The 21,554-nt window shown below is 31.1% G+C and carries 18 protein-coding genes; all 18 read left to right on the forward strand.

Features of this window, described 5'->3' with window-relative positions:
- The first annotated feature begins 94 nt into the window (after window positions 1-94).
- The 18 genes from BTO06_RS11920 (at window position 95) to BTO06_RS12005 (ending at window position 21,427) form a co-directional block, all read left to right on the forward strand.
- Window positions 95-1,000: a retropepsin-like aspartic protease gene (locus BTO06_RS11920; RefSeq protein WP_100925520.1), complete on the forward strand. Its 906-nt coding sequence runs from the start codon at window positions 95-97 to the stop codon at window positions 998-1,000.
- A gap of 167 nt (window positions 1,001-1,167) precedes the next feature.
- A complete protein-coding gene (locus BTO06_RS11925) occupies window positions 1,168-2,082 on the forward strand; it encodes an alpha/beta hydrolase family protein (protein WP_198517077.1) in 915 nt (304 codons plus the stop codon).
- An 81-nt stretch (window positions 2,083-2,163) separates the two neighbouring features.
- Window positions 2,164-2,379, forward strand: coding sequence for a hypothetical protein (locus tag BTO06_RS11930; RefSeq protein WP_100925521.1), 216 nt, complete (start codon window positions 2,164-2,166; stop codon window positions 2,377-2,379).
- Between the two features lie 39 nt (window positions 2,380-2,418).
- Window positions 2,419-3,915, forward strand: a complete 1,497-nt coding sequence (locus BTO06_RS11935) for a nitrilase-related carbon-nitrogen hydrolase (protein ID WP_100925522.1) — start codon at window positions 2,419-2,421, stop codon at window positions 3,913-3,915.
- A gap of 204 nt (window positions 3,916-4,119) precedes the next feature.
- Window positions 4,120-4,422 carry a transposase gene (locus tag BTO06_RS11940; protein WP_232731451.1) on the forward strand — a complete coding sequence of 101 codons (303 nt, stop codon included), beginning with the start codon at window positions 4,120-4,122 and terminating at the stop codon, window positions 4,420-4,422.
- A gap of 105 nt (window positions 4,423-4,527) precedes the next feature.
- Complete coding sequence (locus BTO06_RS11945) at window positions 4,528-5,343, forward strand: IS3 family transposase (protein ID WP_100925523.1); 816 nt, start codon at window positions 4,528-4,530, stop codon at window positions 5,341-5,343.
- 56 nt (window positions 5,344-5,399) lie between these two features.
- Window positions 5,400-6,707, forward strand: coding sequence for an ATP-binding protein (locus BTO06_RS11950; RefSeq protein ID WP_100925524.1), 1,308 nt, complete (start codon window positions 5,400-5,402; stop codon window positions 6,705-6,707).
- A gap of 1 nt (window position 6,708) precedes the next feature.
- The gene (locus BTO06_RS11955) at window positions 6,709-7,965 is read left to right on the forward strand and encodes a Yip1 family protein (protein ID WP_100925525.1); all 1,257 of its coding nucleotides are present in this window, start codon (window positions 6,709-6,711) and stop codon (window positions 7,963-7,965) included.
- Between the two features lie 165 nt (window positions 7,966-8,130).
- The gene (locus tag BTO06_RS11960) at window positions 8,131-8,805 is read left to right on the forward strand and encodes a DMP19 family protein (RefSeq protein WP_100925526.1); all 675 of its coding nucleotides are present in this window, start codon (window positions 8,131-8,133) and stop codon (window positions 8,803-8,805) included.
- Window positions 8,806-9,016: 211 nt separating this feature from the next.
- Window positions 9,017-9,448: a hypothetical protein gene (locus BTO06_RS11965; RefSeq protein WP_157811828.1), complete on the forward strand. Its 432-nt coding sequence runs from the start codon at window positions 9,017-9,019 to the stop codon at window positions 9,446-9,448.
- Window positions 9,449-9,673: 225 nt separating this feature from the next.
- Window positions 9,674-10,285 carry a DUF6563 family protein gene (locus BTO06_RS11970; RefSeq protein ID WP_100925528.1) on the forward strand — a complete coding sequence of 204 codons (612 nt, stop codon included), beginning with the start codon at window positions 9,674-9,676 and terminating at the stop codon, window positions 10,283-10,285.
- Window positions 10,286-10,434: 149 nt separating this feature from the next.
- Window positions 10,435-11,538, forward strand: a complete 1,104-nt coding sequence (locus BTO06_RS11975) for a hypothetical protein (protein WP_100925529.1) — start codon at window positions 10,435-10,437, stop codon at window positions 11,536-11,538.
- A 160-nt stretch (window positions 11,539-11,698) separates the two neighbouring features.
- Entirely contained in the window at window positions 11,699-12,031 is a 333-nt protein-coding gene (locus tag BTO06_RS11980; protein ID WP_100925530.1) for a hypothetical protein, read from the forward strand.
- Between the two features lie 941 nt (window positions 12,032-12,972).
- Complete coding sequence (locus BTO06_RS11985; protein ID WP_100925531.1) at window positions 12,973-14,391, forward strand: TlpA family protein disulfide reductase; 1,419 nt, start codon at window positions 12,973-12,975, stop codon at window positions 14,389-14,391.
- Between the two features lie 300 nt (window positions 14,392-14,691).
- Window positions 14,692-15,423, forward strand: a complete 732-nt coding sequence (locus BTO06_RS11990) for a TlpA family protein disulfide reductase (protein ID WP_100925532.1) — start codon at window positions 14,692-14,694, stop codon at window positions 15,421-15,423.
- Window positions 15,424-15,641: 218 nt separating this feature from the next.
- The gene (locus BTO06_RS11995; protein WP_100925533.1) at window positions 15,642-18,911 is read left to right on the forward strand and encodes a VPS10 domain-containing protein; all 3,270 of its coding nucleotides are present in this window, start codon (window positions 15,642-15,644) and stop codon (window positions 18,909-18,911) included.
- Between the two features lie 118 nt (window positions 18,912-19,029).
- Complete coding sequence (locus BTO06_RS12000) at window positions 19,030-20,787, forward strand: alpha/beta hydrolase-fold protein (protein ID WP_232731452.1); 1,758 nt, start codon at window positions 19,030-19,032, stop codon at window positions 20,785-20,787.
- Window positions 20,788-20,947: 160 nt separating this feature from the next.
- Window positions 20,948-21,427, forward strand: coding sequence for an acyltransferase (locus BTO06_RS12005; RefSeq protein ID WP_100925535.1), 480 nt, complete (start codon window positions 20,948-20,950; stop codon window positions 21,425-21,427).
- Window positions 21,428-21,554 lie beyond the last annotated feature (127 nt).

Raw genomic sequence — 21,554 nt, forward strand, 5'->3', positions numbered from 1 at the left:
GCTATAAAATAGCCTACCTACAACAACACCTAAACTCCATTAAAACGCACCTATGCCAAACCGTTAGCTGTAATTTCAAGTAAAAATCTGAAAAATGAAAAACATAATAATACTTATAAAATCCTTTATCTCACTAACTCTTTATGCTCAAGCCAAACCAACTGAATCCATCCCTTTTAAAGTCGAAAAGAATCAAATTTATATTTATGCGAAAGTAAATAAGACAGATAGCTTAAGATTTCTTTTTGATACAGGCGCAAATGGAAGTGTTATAAATCAAGAATCAACACGAAAAGTGAAACTTAAAATTGATGGTAAATCAATTAATACAGGTTCGAATGGAACAAATGAAGTTGAGGAAAGTTCTAATAACGAAATGATACTGGGAACAATTCATAAAAAAGATATTCTTTTTACAATTATACCTTTTGAAAGTGACGAATTTGATGGCATTATTGGTACCGATATAATGAGAGAACATATAATTGAAATTGATTATCACAAACAAATTATCAATTTTTATGAAAAGAATGATAAAAACATTGATTATAATGGGTATACAAAATTAAAAATGTCCTCTGACATTTATCCCACTTATATAAAAAGCACCTTGTTAATTAAAGGAAAAAAATACAAAGGTCTTTTTGGACTTGATACTGGTGCTGATGATGTTTTGACATTAACTTCTCGTTTTTCTAGAAATAACAATTTTGCAAATAAAATGAGGAGAATAGGTTCAGCAGGATTTATAGGTTCTGACGGATTAGAATACGAAATGCCAATTTTTTTATGTCCTGAAATTGAATTTGTAAAAAAATACTTCTACAACATTCCTACAGCTCTTTCCAATGCTACTGAAGGAATTGATGCAAGTGATAAATTAGCTGGGTTTTACGGCAATGCTTTTCTGAAAAAATTTAATATTATCCTAAACTATAATAGCAATTTTATATATTTAAAACTGAACAAAAACTTATACACTGATTTTTATGAAGAATAAAAACTACAGCTTACAATATAATAAAAAATAGGCGAAACAGTAATAAAACCAAAGGTTTTGGCTCGTTTCAAACCTTGTGCTTAACCGAAAGGTACTTGCTTCGAAATCGCCTACTTTTCATATACTTACCGTTGTAGGCAATGAGACAGAAATATCAAGAAAATTATATGATTAAATTAACAAATCGACTTTTATTTTTAATCCTAATTGTAACTATGAACCGTTGCAATAAATCAGTCGAACAAAAAAATACGACATCTACTCAAGAAAAAACGGAATCGATTGATTCTATAAAAACAGAAAATGTAACTTTTGAAAGTGAAGGGATTAAATTGGCGGGTACAATTTATAGTCCTAATCATCCACACTCAGCAGTCGTCATTGTTCACGGTTCTGACCAAGTACCTCGAATGACAAAGTTTGCCGAATTTTTAGCTAAGAACGATATTTTAGTATTTACCTATGATAAACGTGGGGTTGGAGAATCTGGTGGAGTGTATGCAGGACCAGAAGTAGGAACGAATAATATTAGCGTTGAAAATATAATTCTATTAGCAAAAGATGCAAGTTCCGCTATTAATTTCATTCATAGTAAAGAAAAAGATTTACCCATTGGTCTAATAGGTGCGAGTCAAGCAGGTTGGATAATTCCTATTGTCGCAAATGAAAATCCATTAGTAGAATTTATGGTTTTAATGAGTAGTCCCACAATAACTACACTTGAACAATTGAGATTTCAATTTTACACAAATGGGAGAACCGATTTTTGGGATAATCATACAGAAAGTGACGCACGTGAACATATTAAAAACGACCCCGATAGATTTCAATTTGAAGCTACTGACCCAAAAGAGGTTCTAAGAAAATTATCAATTCCGGGGCTTTGGGTATTTGGAGAAAAAGATATACAAATTCCTGTAAAAATGTGTATCAAGCATCTCAACGATTTAAAATTAGCGAACAAACCATTTGAGTATGTTCTGTTTCCATCATTAGGACATAATACTAACAAGACAGAACCAATAAAAATTTCTGTTAATTGGATAAAACAAAAGTCATTGGAAATTAAGAATAACAAATAGAAATTAGAACCACTTGCCTATAACAACACCTAAACTGCATTAAAACGCAGCTTAGCCAAAACGTTAGCGCAAATATAAAACATGAATGCTAATTTACTTTTACTTATCACGTTAGCAGTTATAGTTATTAGTTGCGATACAAGACCAAAATTTGTTCAGGAATTTGAGAAGAATAAAGATGTATATAAGTACCAATGGACTGTGACTGATCTAGGAAAATTAGTTGACACAACACTTACAATTCAACCAATCAAACCGATAATCCAGCAAAAACAGCTTTCTTGGAGGCACGATTAAATTGATATTGACAGCATATTAATTTAACACATAGAAAAAATGAAAGCTCTTAGAAAAGTAATCTTCGTATCCATTTTATTTTTATTTCTTTTATTTTCGAACGGTCAATATGCTGTCTTTTTTGCCATTTGGATTGCCACACCCATGCTTCTTTTTGCTGTTCGAAAATTAAAAAGATGGCAAGGCTTCTTATTTGCGTTTTTAACCTTAGGGATAAGCTATTATATAGGTTTTGATGTCTTGCCATTCTTACCCGTTGCTATATCAATTGTTATCAGTGTAATTTTTAGTGTATTTGCCTCTTTACCCTACTTAATTGATTCTTTTTTTCCAAAAAAGAGAGGTTCATTTCTGAGTACATTAATACTTCCCTGTTCTGCAGTTTTATTAGAATATGCTTATCACCTGATTAATCAATATGGTAATTGGGGTCATTTCGCCTATTCGCAACAATCACAGCATCTTTTGCTTCAATCTATTTCCGTTTTTGGAATGGGTTACATCACTTTTTTAATTAGTTGGTTTGCCTCGGTTAGTAATTGGGTTTATGAACAGCGAAACAACGGGGGAAATATAAAAAAGGGAGTACTTACTTATAGTCTTGTTTTGGGCTTGACAATGATGTATGGCGGCTATCGCGTAACATTTCAGAAATCTAATTCCGAAACTGTTCGGGTAGCTTCTATTTCTGCATTGGATAGTCTTAAAGTCTTTGTCGATATTCAAGGATTGAATAATAAAGAAACTGAAGATGATGTGAAGATTGAAACCCGGAGAAATGCTTCGAAACTAAATCAAAATTTATTTGACAGAAGTATCGCACAAGCCCAGGCTGGAGCTAAAATAGTTTTTTGGGCAGAAGGCAATGCAGTCATATTAAAAGGAGATGAAAATGAACTCTATGAAAAAGCTAGTGAAATAGCTTTGGAACAAAATATCTATTTAGGTTTGGGAGTAGCGGTAGTGGACCCGACTAATAGCAAATTCCTTGAAAATAAATTTGTTGTATTTGACCAGTCTGGCAATAAAGTGATTGATTACTGGAAAGGTATCTCGGTTCCAGGTGGCGAAGCTGAAGTCAGTAATAATAAGGCTACTGGAATTCAAAAGGCAATAACACCGTATGGAACAATTGCAGGAGCCATATGTTTTGATTTAGATTTCCCTGATTATCTGAAACAAGCAAAGGGTTCTGATATTCTTTTGGCACCAAGCAATGATTGGAAAGAAATTGACCCAATTCATACAGATATGGCAAAATTCAGAGCGATTGAACAAGGATTTAATTTGATTCGTCAAACCAGCTTCGGTTTATCTGCAGGAACTGATTATACAGGAAAAATAATTAGTGAAATGGATCATTTTACCGATAATGATAAAACACTAATAACACAACTACCAACAAAAGGAGTTCGTACTATATATTCTATGATTGGAGATAGTTTCATTGTTTTTTGTTTACTCCTATTTGTTTTGACAGGTATAATCCTTAAAAAACGGGAAACAGTTAGTTTAAAAACCAGTCACTTTCTTTAAAACTAGGGTGAACAGTATAAAGCCAGTTGCCAAAAATGTATATGACAAATAGCGGTTTAGTACTTCAATCAAAGTTAGTTCTGTAAATTTACAATCAGTGCTAACCCTAAATTAAGGGCATAAAAATCCGCTACTTTTCATATACGAGACCATTAACTATCATTATGACCCGTCCTGAATAAAGGCTACATAATTTTAAACATTATGTATAAAAACGACAAAGTCATCAGACGTTATTCAGAACCTTTTAAATTGAAAATTTTAGACGAACTTACAACCGGAAAATTAAACAAGTATCAATTAGGTAAGGCATATGGTATTGCTCCAACTACCATTAATGAATGGATTAAAAAGTATAACCGTAAAGACCTTATGAATACCAGAATAACCGTGAAAACTAAGGATGAAATAACCAGAATTAAACAACTTCAAAAAGAGATTGAACAACTAAAAAAAACTCTTGTTAAAAAAAGACTTGGATGCTATGATTCAAGATTCATACCTTGAAGTTGCTGCTGAAGACCTTGGTTATAAATCTGTAGCAGAACTAAAAAAAAAGCTAAATATAGAGCGTTAATTACATCTAAAACCAAAGCTAAAGGATTTGCGTCTTTGACAACTATAACTAACTGTTTCGGACTTAAACGTGATGCATATTACAAATATAAACACAGAGCTGATAAACGTTTAAAGCTAGAACAACAGATTATTCAAATTGTTAAGCAAAAACGCAAATCCTTACCAAGAGAAGGTGTGCGTAAACTCAAAATATCCTTGAAAAACGATTTTGATAATGCAAATATTAAAGTAGGAAGAGACATGCTATTCAATGTGCTTAGAAAACACAATATGCTCACAACCAGAAAGAAACCTAGTTATAGAACTACCAATTCTTTTCATAGATTCTATAAATACAAAAACATTATAAAAGATGTGCTTGTTGATAGACCTAACCAGGTATGGGTAAGTGATATCACATACATCAGAACTGTAAAGGGATTTTGTTATTTAGCCCTTATAACCGACTTGTATTCTAGAAAAATAATAGGGTATGATCTCAGTGATAGCTTAGAGCTTAGCGGCTGTGTAAGAGCATTAAAAAAAGCATTATATCAAGCTAAAAATACGGATGAACTCATACATCACTCCGATAGAGGAATACAATATTGCAGTAATCTATACACACAAATTTTAAAAGGAAAGAACATTAAAATTAGCATGACAGAAGATAATCATTGTTATGAAAATGCTGTCGCTGAAAGGGTAAATGGTATATTAAAAGATGAGTTTTACTTAGATCAAACCTTTGATAATGTGATACATGCAAAAAGAGCTGCAAAAAATGCAATCAATCTATACAACCAAATAAGATTACACGTATCTTTAGACTATAAAACACCAAATATGGTATACAAATTAACAGCCTAAATCAATTTTTAACCTGTAGCCATATTTCAGGACTAGACATTAATTAAAATGAAAATATGAACGAGAATACAATAGACAGTTTACGGAATGCTTTAAAGCATTCGCCTAATAACATCCCTTTAAGACAATTACTAGCTGACACTTTATTGACTTTGAACAGACTTGATGAAGCTGAAACTGAATTTTCAACACTTCTTAAAATATCAAATGATAGTAAAGCTAAACTTGGACTGGCTAGAGTGTTTTTCAAAAAAAGAAGTTATTCTGCCTGCAATGTTATTCTAGAAGAAGTAATAGAAAAAGGGACAAACGACATAAGTGTTTACACACTTTACGCTAAAGGACTCTTAAAAGAACATTCGGTAGCAAAAGCAATAGATACTTATAAAAAAGCATTAGAAATAGACCCGAAATATTATGATGAAGAACTTGACAATCAGTTACGTCAGAAAGGAAGTAATGAAATTTCAGAAGAGGAAGAAGAAATTGATAGTCGTTTTTTGCTAAAACCCAATATCAATTTCAGTGATGTTGGTGGTATGGAAACAGTTAAGAAAGAAATTGAACTTAAAATTATAAAACCACTACTTCACCCTGAACTTTACCAAGCATACGGTAAAAAAGTAGGTGGTGGTATTTTGCTTTATGGCCCACCAGGTTGCGGCAAAACATTTATTGCGAAAGCGACAGCCGGACAAGTAAATGCAAAGTTTATAAGTGTTGGCTTAAACGACATTTTGGATATGTGGATTGGTAACAGTGAAAAAAATCTGCATGAAATATTTGAACTAGCAAGAAACAATACGCCATGTGTTTTATTCATAGACGAAATTGACGCTTTGGGTGCAAGTAGAAGCGACATGAAACAATCAAGTGGAAGACATTTAATCAACCATTTTCTTCAAGAACTTGACGGAATTGAAAGTGCAAATGAAGGTGTCTTAATAATTGGAGCAACGAATACGCCTTGGAATCTTGACTCTGCATTTAGACGCCCAGGAAGATTTGACAGAATTGTATTTGTTCCGCCACCTGACGTAACAACAAGAGAGTCAATTCTAAACTTAAAACTGAACAACAAACCAACTGGAATTATTGATTTACATAGCATTTCGAAGAAAGCTGCTAATTATTCAGGAGCAGACATAGACGCAATTATTGACATTGCAATAGAACAAAAGCTCGAATCTTCATTTAGCGATGGTATTCCAAGACCACTTGAAACACGTGATTTGTTAAATGCATTAAAAAAACACAAACCAAGTACGCAAGAATGGTTTTCAACAGCTAAGAACTTTGCAATGTTTGCAAATGATTCAGGACTTTATGACGAAATTTTAACTTACTTGAAAATTAAGAAATAGTATGAAAGAAGAAAAAAGGCTATCTAAAGTTGAAATTCTAATTCAACAGAAAAAGTTTGGTGAAGCAGAAAAACTACTATCTGAACTACTTACAGAAGATTCAAACAACATTCGATTTCTCACTTTGTTGGCAGAGGTTTATTTGCAACAAGATAAATTTGATAATGCAAATAGTATTATTGAAAATTCAATCGGGCTGTCTCCCGATACACCTCATTTGTTTTATATTAAATCTCGAGTTGCTATTCAGCAAGACAAAATAAGCGAAGCTGAGAAGAATATAAATCAAGCTATTGAACTTGACCCTTATGATGCTGATTACTTTGCTTTATTGGCAAACATTAAGTTGGGGCGTAAACAGTTTGAAGAAGCGCTCGACACAGCAAACAGAGCTCTAGAAATAGATTCAGAAAATCTATTGGCATTAAATACAAGAAGCACCGCATTAAATAAACTTAATCGAAGTGAAGAGTCTTTTGAAACAATTGAAGGTGCGTTACGCGAAGACCCCAATAATGCTTTTACTCATGCAAATTATGGTTGGGGTTTACTCGAAAAAGGTGACCATAAAAAAGCATTAGTGCATTTTAAAGAAGCTTTAACAAATGACCCAACTTTTGAATACGCACAATCAGGAATACTTGAAGCAATTAAAGCAAAAAACCCCATTTACAGGATATTCTTGAAGTACTCGTTTTTTATGAGCAATCTAACTGCAAAATATCAGTGGGGAGTTATTATTACATTTTATCTTGGTTTTAAAGGATTAAAAATAATAGCTCGTAATAACGAAGGACTTCAACCCTATTTGATACCGCTAATCATAGCTCTTGCTTTCATTGCTTTTTCAACTTGGATTATAGCACCAATAAGTAATTTGTTTTTGAGATTTAACAAATACGGACAATTACTTCTCGACAAAAAAGAAAAAATGAGTTCAAATTTTGTAGCTATTAGTTTGAGCATATTTTTAGGTGGACTACTTCTTTATTTTACATTATCGGACAATAAAATGTTGACTATTGCTGCCTTTGGTTTTACTATGATGCTGCCATTGGGTACAATGTTCTCTCCCTCAAAGAACAAATTCGGTCTATTGATTTATTCAATTGCTTTGGCTTTCATAGGACTTACAGCAATCGGACTAACTTTTTCAACAGGAGAAATGTTCAACTTAATGTCGGTTGTTTTCATTTTTGGATTTGTAGCATTTCAATGGGTAGCAAACTACATGTTAATAAAAGAGGACAACCTCTAATGAATAAATAACTACCGCCAAAAAAGCGCATAGTTAATTGCTATTCCTTGCTAAACACAAAGTAAATGATTTTTTATAAAGCTAGTGTTTAGCTAAAAAAAATGTTTTTTTTCAAATACGCAACTAACCATACACAAAAAGTTGTGCATAATTAAATCTATCCTTATGTTTAAAAAATTAGGAAAACATAATAAAAGAATTGACATTAAAGATGAAATAGAATACTTATCTCAATTAGACGAGTATAACGAAATTGATTTTGAAAATACAGAAATTAAAAAACAACAACCTACAGAAAAATCTGATATAGATTATTCAGACATCTTAAACCAAGTCGAAGAATTTAAAAATAGGAAGGTTTACAAAAATTTAGATTTAGATACCCTTGAAAATACTGAAGACAAAAAGTTAATTCAGGTGATTTTTGATAATTTAACTGAAAAAATTGGGTCTGATTATGAGAATGAGTTGGAAATAATCAAATCATTTAATATCCATAGACAAGTAATTTATTCAATCTGGATTTTTAACACTGAAATTGAAAATGGCGGACTTTTACAATTTTACGAGAACTCTAGTGGCAAATTTTCTATGCTTGCTCAAGAAAGTCTTAAATTGATCCAGGCTAATGAATCTTATGATTTATTGAGAGAAGCAAACAATTACTTCAAGAGTTTTAAATATACATTTGGAAAAGTTAGAAGTTTGTATGACAGCTCGTTTGAATTTACCAAATTAAACGAACTTGAAAATAAATATTTTAAAATTACAGAAAAGGAAAATTTGGAAAAATTACAAATTAAGTACATCAGAGAAAACATCAAATATTTTATCGATTAAAAACTATGCACAACAAAAAACTGAGGTAAAAAACAAGCATTTAGAGAAAATTGAAAGTCCTGTTCTTTGAGCAGGCAACGCCAAAACAAAGTTTTGACGTTTAACAAAAAAGAAAATTAAAAGTAAAAACGTTTGTTTTGGTGTAGTGGGTAACAGAAAGTGGTCTGCTTCTATCCTGCCCTACTATCCATACACAGAACATTATGGTTAATTGAAAAAAATAATGGGATTATATGCTCCAATAGTAAAAGGTGAGATTGAAGGTCTAAAAATTGGACTAGATACAGATTTAATATTATGGGAACATACAAGAACTTTGGAATATGATCAACTTGAGGGTGAATGGCTAGTTGGGTTTGGTGTGGGATTCAACAAAGAACAAACTATAAGAAAAAAGCTTGCCGAAAACGCAAATGATAAAACTCTAAAGAAAAGAGTAAGTTCAATTCTATTCCTATTAGCAGAAATTCCTTATTCTGAATTTGAGACTGTTCTATTAAATAATCTTGAAAATCTTAAAAATTGGGGAACTGAGCGTATGACAAAAGAAATTGTTTCAGAGGTAGAATCACTAATCGAACAGGATAAACTTCAACGAGCATTGACACAAATTAAGATCTTTTATGAAAATCAAAAAAACTAATAGCTTTAATAAATTACTCAAAATTACCAAGTGAATTAAGTAAATTGAGGGAAAGTAAACAACATAACGAGATCAATAATGAGGTTTACTTATTGAAAAAACAAAAAATAAAGTTTGACCTAAAAAGGTGGATCGAAATAAATAAAAACTAACCACAACAAAACCTATACTGCATTTTAACGCAGCTTAGCCAAACCGTTGAAGTGAATAAAACAAAAAATTATTATGAAAAATGCTTTAATATTATCAATATATCTTTCAATCTTTCATTTATTTGGTCAAGAATCCAATATTAATAATGCTGTTTTTATCAACTTTGAGCAGTTTAAAGATAATAAACCTTGTGAGGTTGAGATACTCAATATAAAAGATAAGACGGATTTATTATTAACAGTAAAAAACATAGATTTAAAATGTAAAGGATTTAAAAAAATAAATAAGACAATTGCTATTAGATACAATCAAGACTTGTATTACAATATGAGATACAATGTAGAGTTTATGACCAAGAATAGGTTTTCCAAGCTTGTTATTAAAGGAAAATACTGTGCATTTCTAGTTGATGAATCTTATCCAATAAATATACAAGGACAAGCAGGATTTAATACAGGAGGATTACTTGGAGCTTTGATACTAGGACCAAATGGAAAAAATAAAATATACTATTTAGATATAGATAAAGGACATAAAACCAAGGTTCTTACTAAAACTAGACTAAGAAAACTTTTAGAGGTTGATAAGGAACTACTTAACTCTTTTGATAATGAAATAAAAGAAAATTGGTCTGCCGAATTATTTTTGAATTATTTAGAACGACTTAACAAAATATATGAGTAAAAACTCACTACAACACGAGGGTATAGTTTGTTGTTCTTTAAGTACTAAATAACAAAAATAATTGCTTAACCAAAGTCTAGTTTTTATTTACTAATTTAGAGTCAAAACATCACAAAAAACCATACCCAAAACGGTTGGCAACTATTGTAATGAAACTACTACAAATCATCATATTACTTTTTCTGAGCTTTCAAGCTTTTGGGCAAAAGGTAACATATAACCACATTGTTGATACAGCAGATATTGAAACTAAAAAGGTAATGATACTCTTTGAAAACTACTTGGCTTCAAGCCCTCAAAATAAAGAAAAAAATGAATTTTGGAATATTGAAGAGCAACAAAAACATAAGAACTACGACTTCTTGGAAAGCGAGTTTCAACCTTCACTTTATATGGGGTTTCCAATTCACGTTTTGAGTATAAAATTCAGAAATAATATCTACCAAATTAAAGCTCAGTTCTCTTATTGCAAAGAAGATGGAAGTCCATACGTTTTAGCAATAGTAAACTATTTTGCGAAAAAGGAAAACGGAACATTTAAACTGTTCAATGCTCTAACTGTAAATAAACAAACCTGGAATTGTACAACAGTTGGTATTGTCGACTTTTACTATCCGACTTCCCATAAGTTCAACTATCAGAAAGCTCAAAAACTTAATAATTTCATAAATGAAACTTGTGACAATTTTGGGGTGCAACCAAAACCATTTGAATATTATCTCGCTGACGACTATGATGAAATCCAAAAACTAAAAGGGTTTGATTATTACATAGGAATGGGCGGACAGTCAAAACCAAGCGGTAAAGCAACTGACGACAAAGTTTATTGCGGTGGTTTGGGAGAATATTATCCACACGAAGTTTTCCACGTTCAAATAGACAAACACTTTCCAAATAAGCATTTTTGGGTTTCCGAAGGAGTAGCCACACTATTGGGAGGAAGTCGCGGAAAAAGCTTGGACTGGCACATCAAACGAACAAATATCTATTTACAGAAGCATTCTGAAATAGATCTAAACGATATGCTCAAGTTAACAAACTTGGATAGTGAAACTTCTTATCATTATGTTTTGGGGGGACTAATAGCAAGGAAAATATTAGAAAAAGGTGGTTGGAGTTTACTCTCAGAGTTTATGTCAGGTGGTAAAACTGATGAGGACTACTACAATACGATTGAAAAATACCTAGGAATAAATAAATCTGAATTGAACGACTATATTAGAGAACAATTACAGATTGAATCTAAAAAATAAAGGTTACCAATACGCTGTATAAGTAATAGCGGGTTTAAGTGATAAAGCGAAAGTCAAAATATAAAACATATGTCAGTGCAAAACCGAAAGATACGTGAGTATAAATCCGAAACTACTCATACACTAACCGTTAACTATTATTAAAAAAACCGAACAGCGAATGAAAACAAGAATAATAATTGGAATTTTAGTAGTAATAGGAGTTATATATTTCATCTCAAGAAATAAGAATGGGAATAATCCAATTATTCAAGTCGCTAAACAAATTCAACTTACGGAATTAGAACCTTTAATGACTCAATTGTTAGAGGGAAAAATGGAATATAACTTTTTCGGAATAACATCTGATGGAATTGATTGTATTTATTTCGCAGATAACAAAGGAAAAATAAACATTGAATTTGAGGTTATGACAAATATCCAAAAAAATTATGTCGAAAAAATTACAGATTTTGCAAATAGGAATAATTATAATTTAGTCAAAACGACTTAGGGAAATAAAACTCATTACTCTGATTTAAAAGAAGCACCAGTTTATAAACTTGAATTAAATTCGGCCAAATATAAAGCGACTGAAATTGGTAAAGAAATAATGACCAAAATATTCAACAAAAACGAGACGACAAAATTTGATGTGGTTCCATAAGAAATAAAAAACGTATGCTAATACCGTATATAATTTATTGATAGCTAGAGCCTACTTACGAAAATCAGCAAGGATTTTCTATTCGGTTTGTATTTGCTAAATTAGGTGTTCAAAACACGCAACAAACCATATACAATCACGTAATGCCCAACTAACGAGACACTAAAATCAACAGCAATGGCAATTTTTGATATATTTAAAATGAAAATCGAAAACCTTCATGAAAATGGAATAAAAAAAACTCTTCTTGAAATTTTCTTTGCTAAACAATAAAGACAAAATTATTAACATAAAAATGTTTTTAGGTAAAATAATATTGGTTGACTTTTGAGGTTCTTGGTGTAAATATTGCAAAATAAAACATCCTCATTTGACAAAACTCAAAAAGAAGTTTGAGAATGATAATATTGTAAATATTTAGATAGATGACAAAAAGAAGAATTGGAGTCAGGCTTTGAAGAAAGATAATCTTACTTGGACCAACTTAATTGATATAGATAAAACAGTAAATCATGAACTCGAAAAATCAAGCAATTCCCTTCAATTATTCTATAGACGAAAATGGTATCATTTTAGTCGAGAATTTATAAACTTTAGAAATTGAAAGAACAATAAGCCAAAAGCTAGCAGGTAACAAAGTATTAAAAAAACACTTTATATGTAACTTCATCCAAATATTTTACTAATATTACAATTTGTATAAGCTATGGTAATTTTCGTTATTTTTTTTCCATATTTTCCTAAACGAATACTTTAGAATACAATACTCTAATTTAAAAATTGCTTTAATGAAAAACTTATATTTTTTAATGAGTGTAATATTTCTCTCATCATGCATGAAGAAAGAAAAGAATTACGCCGAAATAAATATAAAAATTGATAATACTAAATTTGTAGAAGTCAACAATCCATTAGAAGATATTTACATCTGGGACATGAAAAAAGACACTATATATCCTAATCCAAAAAATGAATTTTTATTTAAAAAAGATATAGTTTCACCAGAATTTGTAATAGTAAAGATAGGAGAAAAACGCTTGAAGTCCATAATTCATCCTGATAGTAGAATTGAAATAGTTTACACTGACTCATTATTATCTTTCAAAGGTAAAAATGCTCAAGAAATGAAATTATTGAATCAACTAAATAGGTCTTTCTTTAACTTAAATGATTTTAGTGAATTTCGAAAGGATACTTCATCCTTACAAATAACTCAAAAAATTGAAAGATTAAAAAATAATGAATTGATTAAACTCACAAACATTAGACAAAATGAAACGAAACTAGTTAATGTTTTAAAAGAAGAAATTAACTATTTCTATGCATTAAAAACACAAAAATTAATTTTAAATAAACTCTCTCAAAATAAATCAAATAAAGAAGAGTTGACCAAGCTATTTAACCATACAACTAAAACCTATCCTTTAAACACCTCCTATAAAAATAGCAGCTGGCTAGATTATGCAGATAATATTTTGTTATACAAACCTTTATACGACTTAGAATCTAAAAAAACAATTACTTCTGATTCAATTCAAAAAATGATTCAAAATGACACATGGTATCCGTTTCAATTTAAAATTATAAACAAATTCAAAGATTCTAAAATTGCAGAAAAAGTATCTGCTAATTTTATTATGAAAGCTGCTAAACAAAGACGTTTTGAAAAAAGCTTAATTAAAGTGTTCAATCAATTCCAAGATCTATATCCTAGAAGCGCATATATTAAGTATTTAAAACCTGAAATTAAAATTATAGAAAGCTACTATAAAAAAGTTTTAGAGAAAATACCAGAAAACGTTATACTCATGAAAGGTGAAAATATTTCAACAATGAAAGAACTTTTAAACAGCTTGAAGGGTGAAAAATATTATATAGATATTTGGGCTACTTGGTGTGGTGCTTGTAAGTCTGAGTTTAAGTTCAATAATCAATTAGATAGTTTATTGAAATCAAAAAATTATAAAAAACTTCTAATTTCATTAGACAATATTAACGACGAGGATAAATGGAAGGAAAATATCAAATACTATGAGCTTCAAGGACAAAATATACTAGCTTCACAAGAATTACAGAAAGACTTAATGAATAATTATAATGTAAAAAGTATTCCAAAATATTTTATAACTAATGAAAAAGGTGAATTAATAAATAAGAGTGCTCCAAAACCAAGTGAGATTGATCTATTGGATCAAGAACTTTATTGAAAACAAGAGGTAAAAAAGAAATAATGTGAAAATCAAGTCTTTTTGTTTTAATTTGGATATAAAGTTCTCATCCTATGACAAGCTACATTTTACTATTGTCAAAGCCTGTTTTTTTAGTTAATTACAACCAGCAATTAAAACTAACTTTTTACTTTTCGCTTTCACAACTATTCGACCCTGTAGCGTCTTATAAGCCGTATGACATTTAAAAGCTCGTATCATTACATCCAACATTCATTAGAAATCGAAAATTATAACTAATTTAAACATGTAAAATTGCAATATTTATAAGAAACGCTTATGAAAAAAATTATCCTATTATTTCTAATAATCTCTTTGTCTTGTAACTCAAGCCATAAAGATGATTTAAATACTAATTCTATAACAACTAGTCGAATAAAGCTTTTTGAAGAAACAGAAGATCAAATAAAAAAATTCCGTGAAGATTCTCAAAAGTATTGGGATAAAAATGATAGTGAAAACGCTCTAAAATATAGTGACTCCATTAAACAACTAATAATTAAAAGCTACATTTCAAGTTATGAATTTAAAACAATGCGTAACATAAAATATAAAACTAAAAACAGAAACAAACCGCTTTTCTTACAAGTAACGGCTTCTTGGTGTGCTCCCTGTAAATTTGAAATTTCTTCTTTGAACAAAATAGCCGAAAAATATAGCGACAAAGTAGATTTTGTACTGTTATTTTGGGATAATCAAAAAGAACTAAAAACTTTTGCTAATAGTTATAACGAAAATATTCATTTAGTGCCTTCCGAAAGAAAAGAAAAAGAACCAACTACAATTAATATTTCAGGTTTTAAACACATAACAGGATATCCAACAAATTATTTAATATCAAAAGATAATCAAATTATTAATTATTCTACTGGAGCTGCTGCACCTATGACTTATGTAGATGAAACTGGGACAAAACACTCTATATCTAAAGATCAAGCAAATAAAGAAAACTTCAACAGATTAGAATCTGAAATAAAAGAGCTATTAAAAAAATCAGAAACTAAAAAATAGGATTTTTTAAGTGAGTTGGTAAAAATTACCCAACCTAAAAAACAAATACCACTAGTATAAATAGCATTATTATTTGAGGAGTGTTTTTTAATTTAAATTAATAAAAAGTACAGATAGAATATCCTTTTCATTTTTAAGTTTTTTCTTACCTTATACCACTGAAAACCATTATAAATCTATTTTAACATCCTTCAAATAAGGTTATCAAAAAAAACAAAATGACTACAACAATCAAACGACAGAAGGTTACAAAAATGTTATGTTCATTTTTTGTGTTTCTGACTTTAGTCGCTACAAGTTTTGCTCAAAAAAACAAGAAAGTAGCCGACAAGAAAAAACAAGACAAAAGTTCAATTTATAACGGACTGAAATTTCGAAGTATCGGCCCAGCTCTTATGTCTGGTAGAATTGCAGATATTGTTATTCATCCTAATAACGAAAATGTGTGGTATGTCGGAGTAGCATCCGGTGGAGTTTGGAAAACTGAAAATTCAGGAACAACTTGGAATTCTATTTTTGACGGTCAAGTTAGTTACTCAATAGGTTGTGTAACTCTTGATCCTCAAAATCCAGAAATTGTTTGGGTTGGAACAGGTGAAAACGACGGAGGTAGACATATCGGATATGGAGATGGAATTTACAAAAGTGAAGATGGTGGAAAATCATGGAAAAACATGGGATTAAAAAATTCGGAACACCTTTCTAAAATTATAATTCACCCAAAAGATTCGAAAATAATGTGGGTTGCTTCTCAAGGACCATTATGGAGTGCTGGTGGTGAACGTGGTGTTTTCAAATCTACCGATGGTGGTAAAACTTGGAAACAAACCCTTGGAGATGATAAATGGGTTGGAGCAACAGATTTATTAATTGACCCGAGAAATCCTGATTTACTGTACGCTGCAACTTGGCAACGTCATAGAACAGTTGCTGGATATTTAGGCGGTGGACCAGGAACCGGAATTTACAAATCAAACGACGGTGGGGAAAATTGGACCAAACTAAAAACTGGACTCCCAAGTAGTAATATGGGGAAAATTGGTTTAGCCATTTCTCCTCAAAAACCTGACGTAATTTACGCAGCTATTGAATTAGATAGAAGAACAGGTGGTGTATACAAAAGTGAAAATAAAGGTGGTTCATGGAAAAAAATGAGCAACGCTGTGTCTGGTGGTACTGGACCACATTACTATCAAGAACTTTATGCTTCTCCACATCGATTTGATCATCTTTACTTAGCGAATAACTATATGTTGGAGTCATTTGACGGAGGAAAAACTTTTACTCAAATGAACGAATCTGAAAAACATGTGGACAATCACGCTGTAGCTTTCAAAAAAAATGATCCAAATTATATATTAGTAGGTTGTGATGGAGGTTTATACGAAAGTTTTGACAAAACGAAAAACTGGAAATATATTAATAACTTACCAGTTACTCAATTCTATAAAATTGCAGTTGATGATGCAGAACCTTTCTACTATGTTTATGGTGGAACACAAGATAACAGTACTCAAGGAGCGCCTTCTAGAACAGACAACATTCATGGAGTTAGGAATTCAGATTGGTTTATTGTATTAGGTGGCGACGGACATCAACCTGCTACAGAACCAGGCAATCCAAATATTGTTTATGCTCAATGGCAACAAGGAAATTTAAATCGTCACGATAGAATTACAGGGGAAAATGTAAGTATTAAACCTCAGCCAGAATTAGGTGAAAAAGCTGAACGCCATAATTGGGATGCGCCAATTTTGGTAAGTCCACATAATCCAAAACGAATTTATCATGCTTCTCAAAGAGTATGGAAATCTGATGATCGAGGTGATTCTTGGCAACCAATTTCTGGAGATTTAACGAATAATATGGAGCGAATTCAAACTCCTTTCTTCGGAAAAAAACAAAAATGGGATAATGCATGGGACATCTATGCAATGTCTAACTACAGCACAATAACGTCATTATCTGAATCTCCAAAACAAGAAGGATTAATTTATGCAGGAACTGATGATGGAATAATTCAAGTAACTGAAAATGGTGGAGCAAATTGGAGAAAAGTAGATTTTTCAAAAATAAAAGGATTACCAGAAACTGCCTTTGTAAATGATATAAAAGCAGATTTATTTGATCAAAATGTAGTGTATGCAGTATTCGATAATCACAAATTTGGAGATTATCAACCATATCTTTTTAAAAGTTCGGACAAAGGAAAAACATGGAAAAGTATTGCTAATAACTTACCAGATAGAACATTATTATGGCGAATTGTTCAAGATCATGTGAACAGCAATTTATTGTTTTTAGGAACTGAGTTTGGTGTTTACTTCACAAATGATAGTGGAAATTCTTGGATGAAATTAAAATCAGGATTACCTAATATTTCAGTAAGAGACTTAGCTATTCAAAAAAGAGAAAATGATTTAATAGCAGGAACTTTCGGAAGAGGAATTTACATTCTTGACGATTATTCGGCATTACGTACAATTAATCCTGATAATGAAGCTCAATTATTCAAACCTAGAGCTGGTAAATGGTATATGCAAAGAAGAGTTTTAGGAGGCGGAAGAAAAGCATCACAAGGTGATAACTTTTTTGTAGCTGACAATCCTCCTTTTGGCGTAGAATTTACTTATTATGTGAAAAATAATCTAAAAAGTAAAGAAGCAAAACGTAAAGAGAAAGAGAACGAAATTGAAAAAAATAAAGGAATCGTATCTGTTCCTGCATGGTCTGTTTTGGAAGATGAACAAAAAGAAATACAACCAAAACTATGGTTATTTGTTAGTGATAATGATAATAATATCCTTAAAAGAATTGAAGCTAAAAATTCTAAAGGAACTGGAAGAATTAATTGGGATCTTTCAACTGAACCAACCTACACAATTTCACCAAATAATGTAAACAGGAAAGGATCTGGTTATATGGTTGCTCCTGGGAATTATAACGCTCAACTTTATAAACAAATCGAAGGAAAGTATTCTAGTTTAGGAGACAAAGTTTCATTTGATGTAAAGCCTTTTGGTAAAAAAGGTATGCAAGGTAGTACTCCTGAAAATGTAGTTTCTCATTGGAAAAATGTGGCTGATTTATCAACCAAAGTGAGCGATTTGAGCAGCGATATAAGAGATACTAAACAAATGATTACAGTACTATTAAAGGCTTACGACCGTGCATCCAAAAGAAATGAAAATCTTCATTCAGAGCTTTTAACGCTTCGTACAAAAATTTTAAAATTAGAACAACAATTCAGCGGAAGTAACCCTCGAAAAGAAGTAGGAGAGAAAAATGAATATCTGAGTGTAAGAGATTATATGTGGGCAGCTAGTGCAAGAACTACTTATGGTCCAACAAAAGCACATTTAAAATACTTGAGTAATGCAAACAAATTATATAATTCGATGCTTACTGATTTAAACCTTATTAAAAACTCAATAGCTCCAGCAAAAGCGCAATTAAAACAAATAGGAGCTCCAAATATCAAGAACTAATTTATTTCAAAAACCTAAATTACAATAAGTAGTTTAGGTTTTTATTTTTTGAAAAACGATTTTATCAACCAGCTTTTAAGTAAACTAAAAATCTGAAAACCTTTTAATCAATCCTATTATGATAACAACTAATCACGTATCCATTCGGATTAAAATTATTACTCTTTTTCTCTTTACCTCCATGTTATTCTCATGCTCTGAATCGAATCAAAAACAGAAAGAGGTTGATATTCAAATTTCATATTTAGCTGAACAATATGAAGAAAAATTAGATGGAAGATTGATTTTGTTGCTTTCAAAAGATAATGAAACTGAACCACGATTTCAATTAAGAGATGACTCAAAAACTTGTCAGGGATTCGGAATGGATATTACGAATTGGGATTCTGAGACTTCAATTCAATTTGATTCCAAATCATTTGGTTATCCTGTTCAAGACTTCAGTGAATTACCATCAGGAGAATTTTATGTACAAGCTTTATTTCATAAATATGAAACGTTTAATAGAGCAGATGGTCATACAGTTAAACTTCCTATGGACAGAGGTGAAGGTCAACAATGGAATAAAGCTCCTGGTAACCTCTACTCTACCCCACAAAAGATTTCTATTAGTAATGGGAAATTACCAAAACTGAATATAACACTAGATCAAAAAATTCCCGCAATTACTCCACCTGAAGATTCAAAATATATTAAACATATTAAAATAAAAAGTAAGCTTTTAAGTGACTTTTGGGGACGTGATATGTATGTAGGAGCTCATGTCCTATTACCTGAAGGATGGGATTCTCACCCAGATGTAAACTATCCTCTAGCTATTTTTCACGGACATTTTCCTGCTGATTTTGGTGGATTTCGCACAACTCCTCCAGATGAAAACCTTAAACCTGAATACAGTGAAAGATTTAATGTAGAAGGATATAATATAATGGTACAAAAAGAAGCTTATGATTTTTATAAAACTTGGACTGGTCCAAATTTCCCTAGAGTTATTGCTATTGAAATACAACACCCAACTCCCTATTACGATGACTCTTATGCTGTAAACAGTGAGGCTCAAGGTCCATATGGTGACGCCATAACTTATGAGCTCATTCCTTACATTGAAAAACAATTTAGAGGAATCGGAAAAGGATGGTCTAGATTTGTTTATGGTGGAAGTACTGGTGGTTGGGAATCGTTGGCCGTTCAAGTAAAATATCCAAAAGAGTATGGAATGTGCTTCGCTGCTTGTCCTGATCCTATTGATTTTAGAGCTTACTGTTTAGTTAATATTTATGAAGATAAAAACGCCTATTATAAAGAAGGAGATTTCCGTAAAACACTAGTTGCTGGTCATCGTGATTATTTAGGTAATGTAGATGCAACCTTACGAGACATGAATTATAAAGAATTAGTTCTAGGAACTAAAGGAAGATCTGGACAACAATGGGATATTTGGGAGGCAACATATTCTCCAATTGATGAGGAAGGTTATCCAAAAAGAATTTGGGATCGTATAACAGGAGAAATTGACAAAGAAGTTGCTCAGTACTGGAAAGAAAACTATGATTTAGCTTATATTTTAAAAAGAGATTGGGCTAAACATGGTGAAGATTGGAAAAACAAAATTCACTTATACTGTGGTGATATGGATAATTACTATTTGAACAATGCTGTTTATTTAGCTGAAGAAATTCTATCTGAAACAACGGCACCTTATTATAACGGAGAAGTTGATTATGGTGATAGAGCTGAGCATTGCTGGAATGGAGATCATGACAACGGAAATCATATTAGTAGATTACGATATCATAGAATGTTCATTAAAAAATATGTTGATAAAGTCCAAAAGGTAGCACCTAGAGGAGCGGATTTAAAAAGTTGGAGATATTAATGACATAGGTAAATAATACATTTCAATAATTATATTTAACTATGATCTAATAATATTTAAAGGCTGTGTTGCTCTTTTATCAAAAAATAAAATATATCGACTATAATTAAAGGACCTCGAGATAAAACACTTTAATTATTCAAATTATATATAGCTCGCTATGACCAAACCAAAAAGTAATGAAATTTTTATACATCCACTTGCTGACGTTCAAACGACAGACATCGGAAAACAAACTAGGATATGGCAATTTAGTAGTATCATGGAAAATGTGAAAATTGGTGTTAATTGTAATATAAGTAGTCACACATTTATAGAAAACAACGTTATTATTGGTAATAATGTTACCATAAAAAGTGGAGTGTTTTTATGGGATGGATTAATAATTGAAGATAATGTTTTTATTGGTCCAAATGTTACATTTACAAATGATAAGTATCCTCGTTCTAAGCAATATCTTGACTCATACCAAAAAACTGTCATTCAACACGGTGCTTCTATTGGTGCCAATGCCACCATTTTAGGTGGCCTAATAATAGGATCAAATTCGTTAATTGGTGCAGGAAGCGTTGTTACAAAGCATATTGCTTCATCAGAACTATGGGTGGGTAACCCTGCCAAATTTGTTCGTAATTTATAATTGCTCAAACAGTTACTTACATGGACAAAAAACATTTGAATTAACCATATTAACATTAAATAAGTAATTAGATCTTAATGTTAAATTGACACTCGAATATGATAATGTATTTATACATTACAATAAA

Origin of the sequence: Tenacibaculum sp. SZ-18, assembly GCF_002813915.1 — a bacterium.
GTDB lineage: Bacteria > Bacteroidota > Bacteroidia > Flavobacteriales > Flavobacteriaceae > Polaribacter.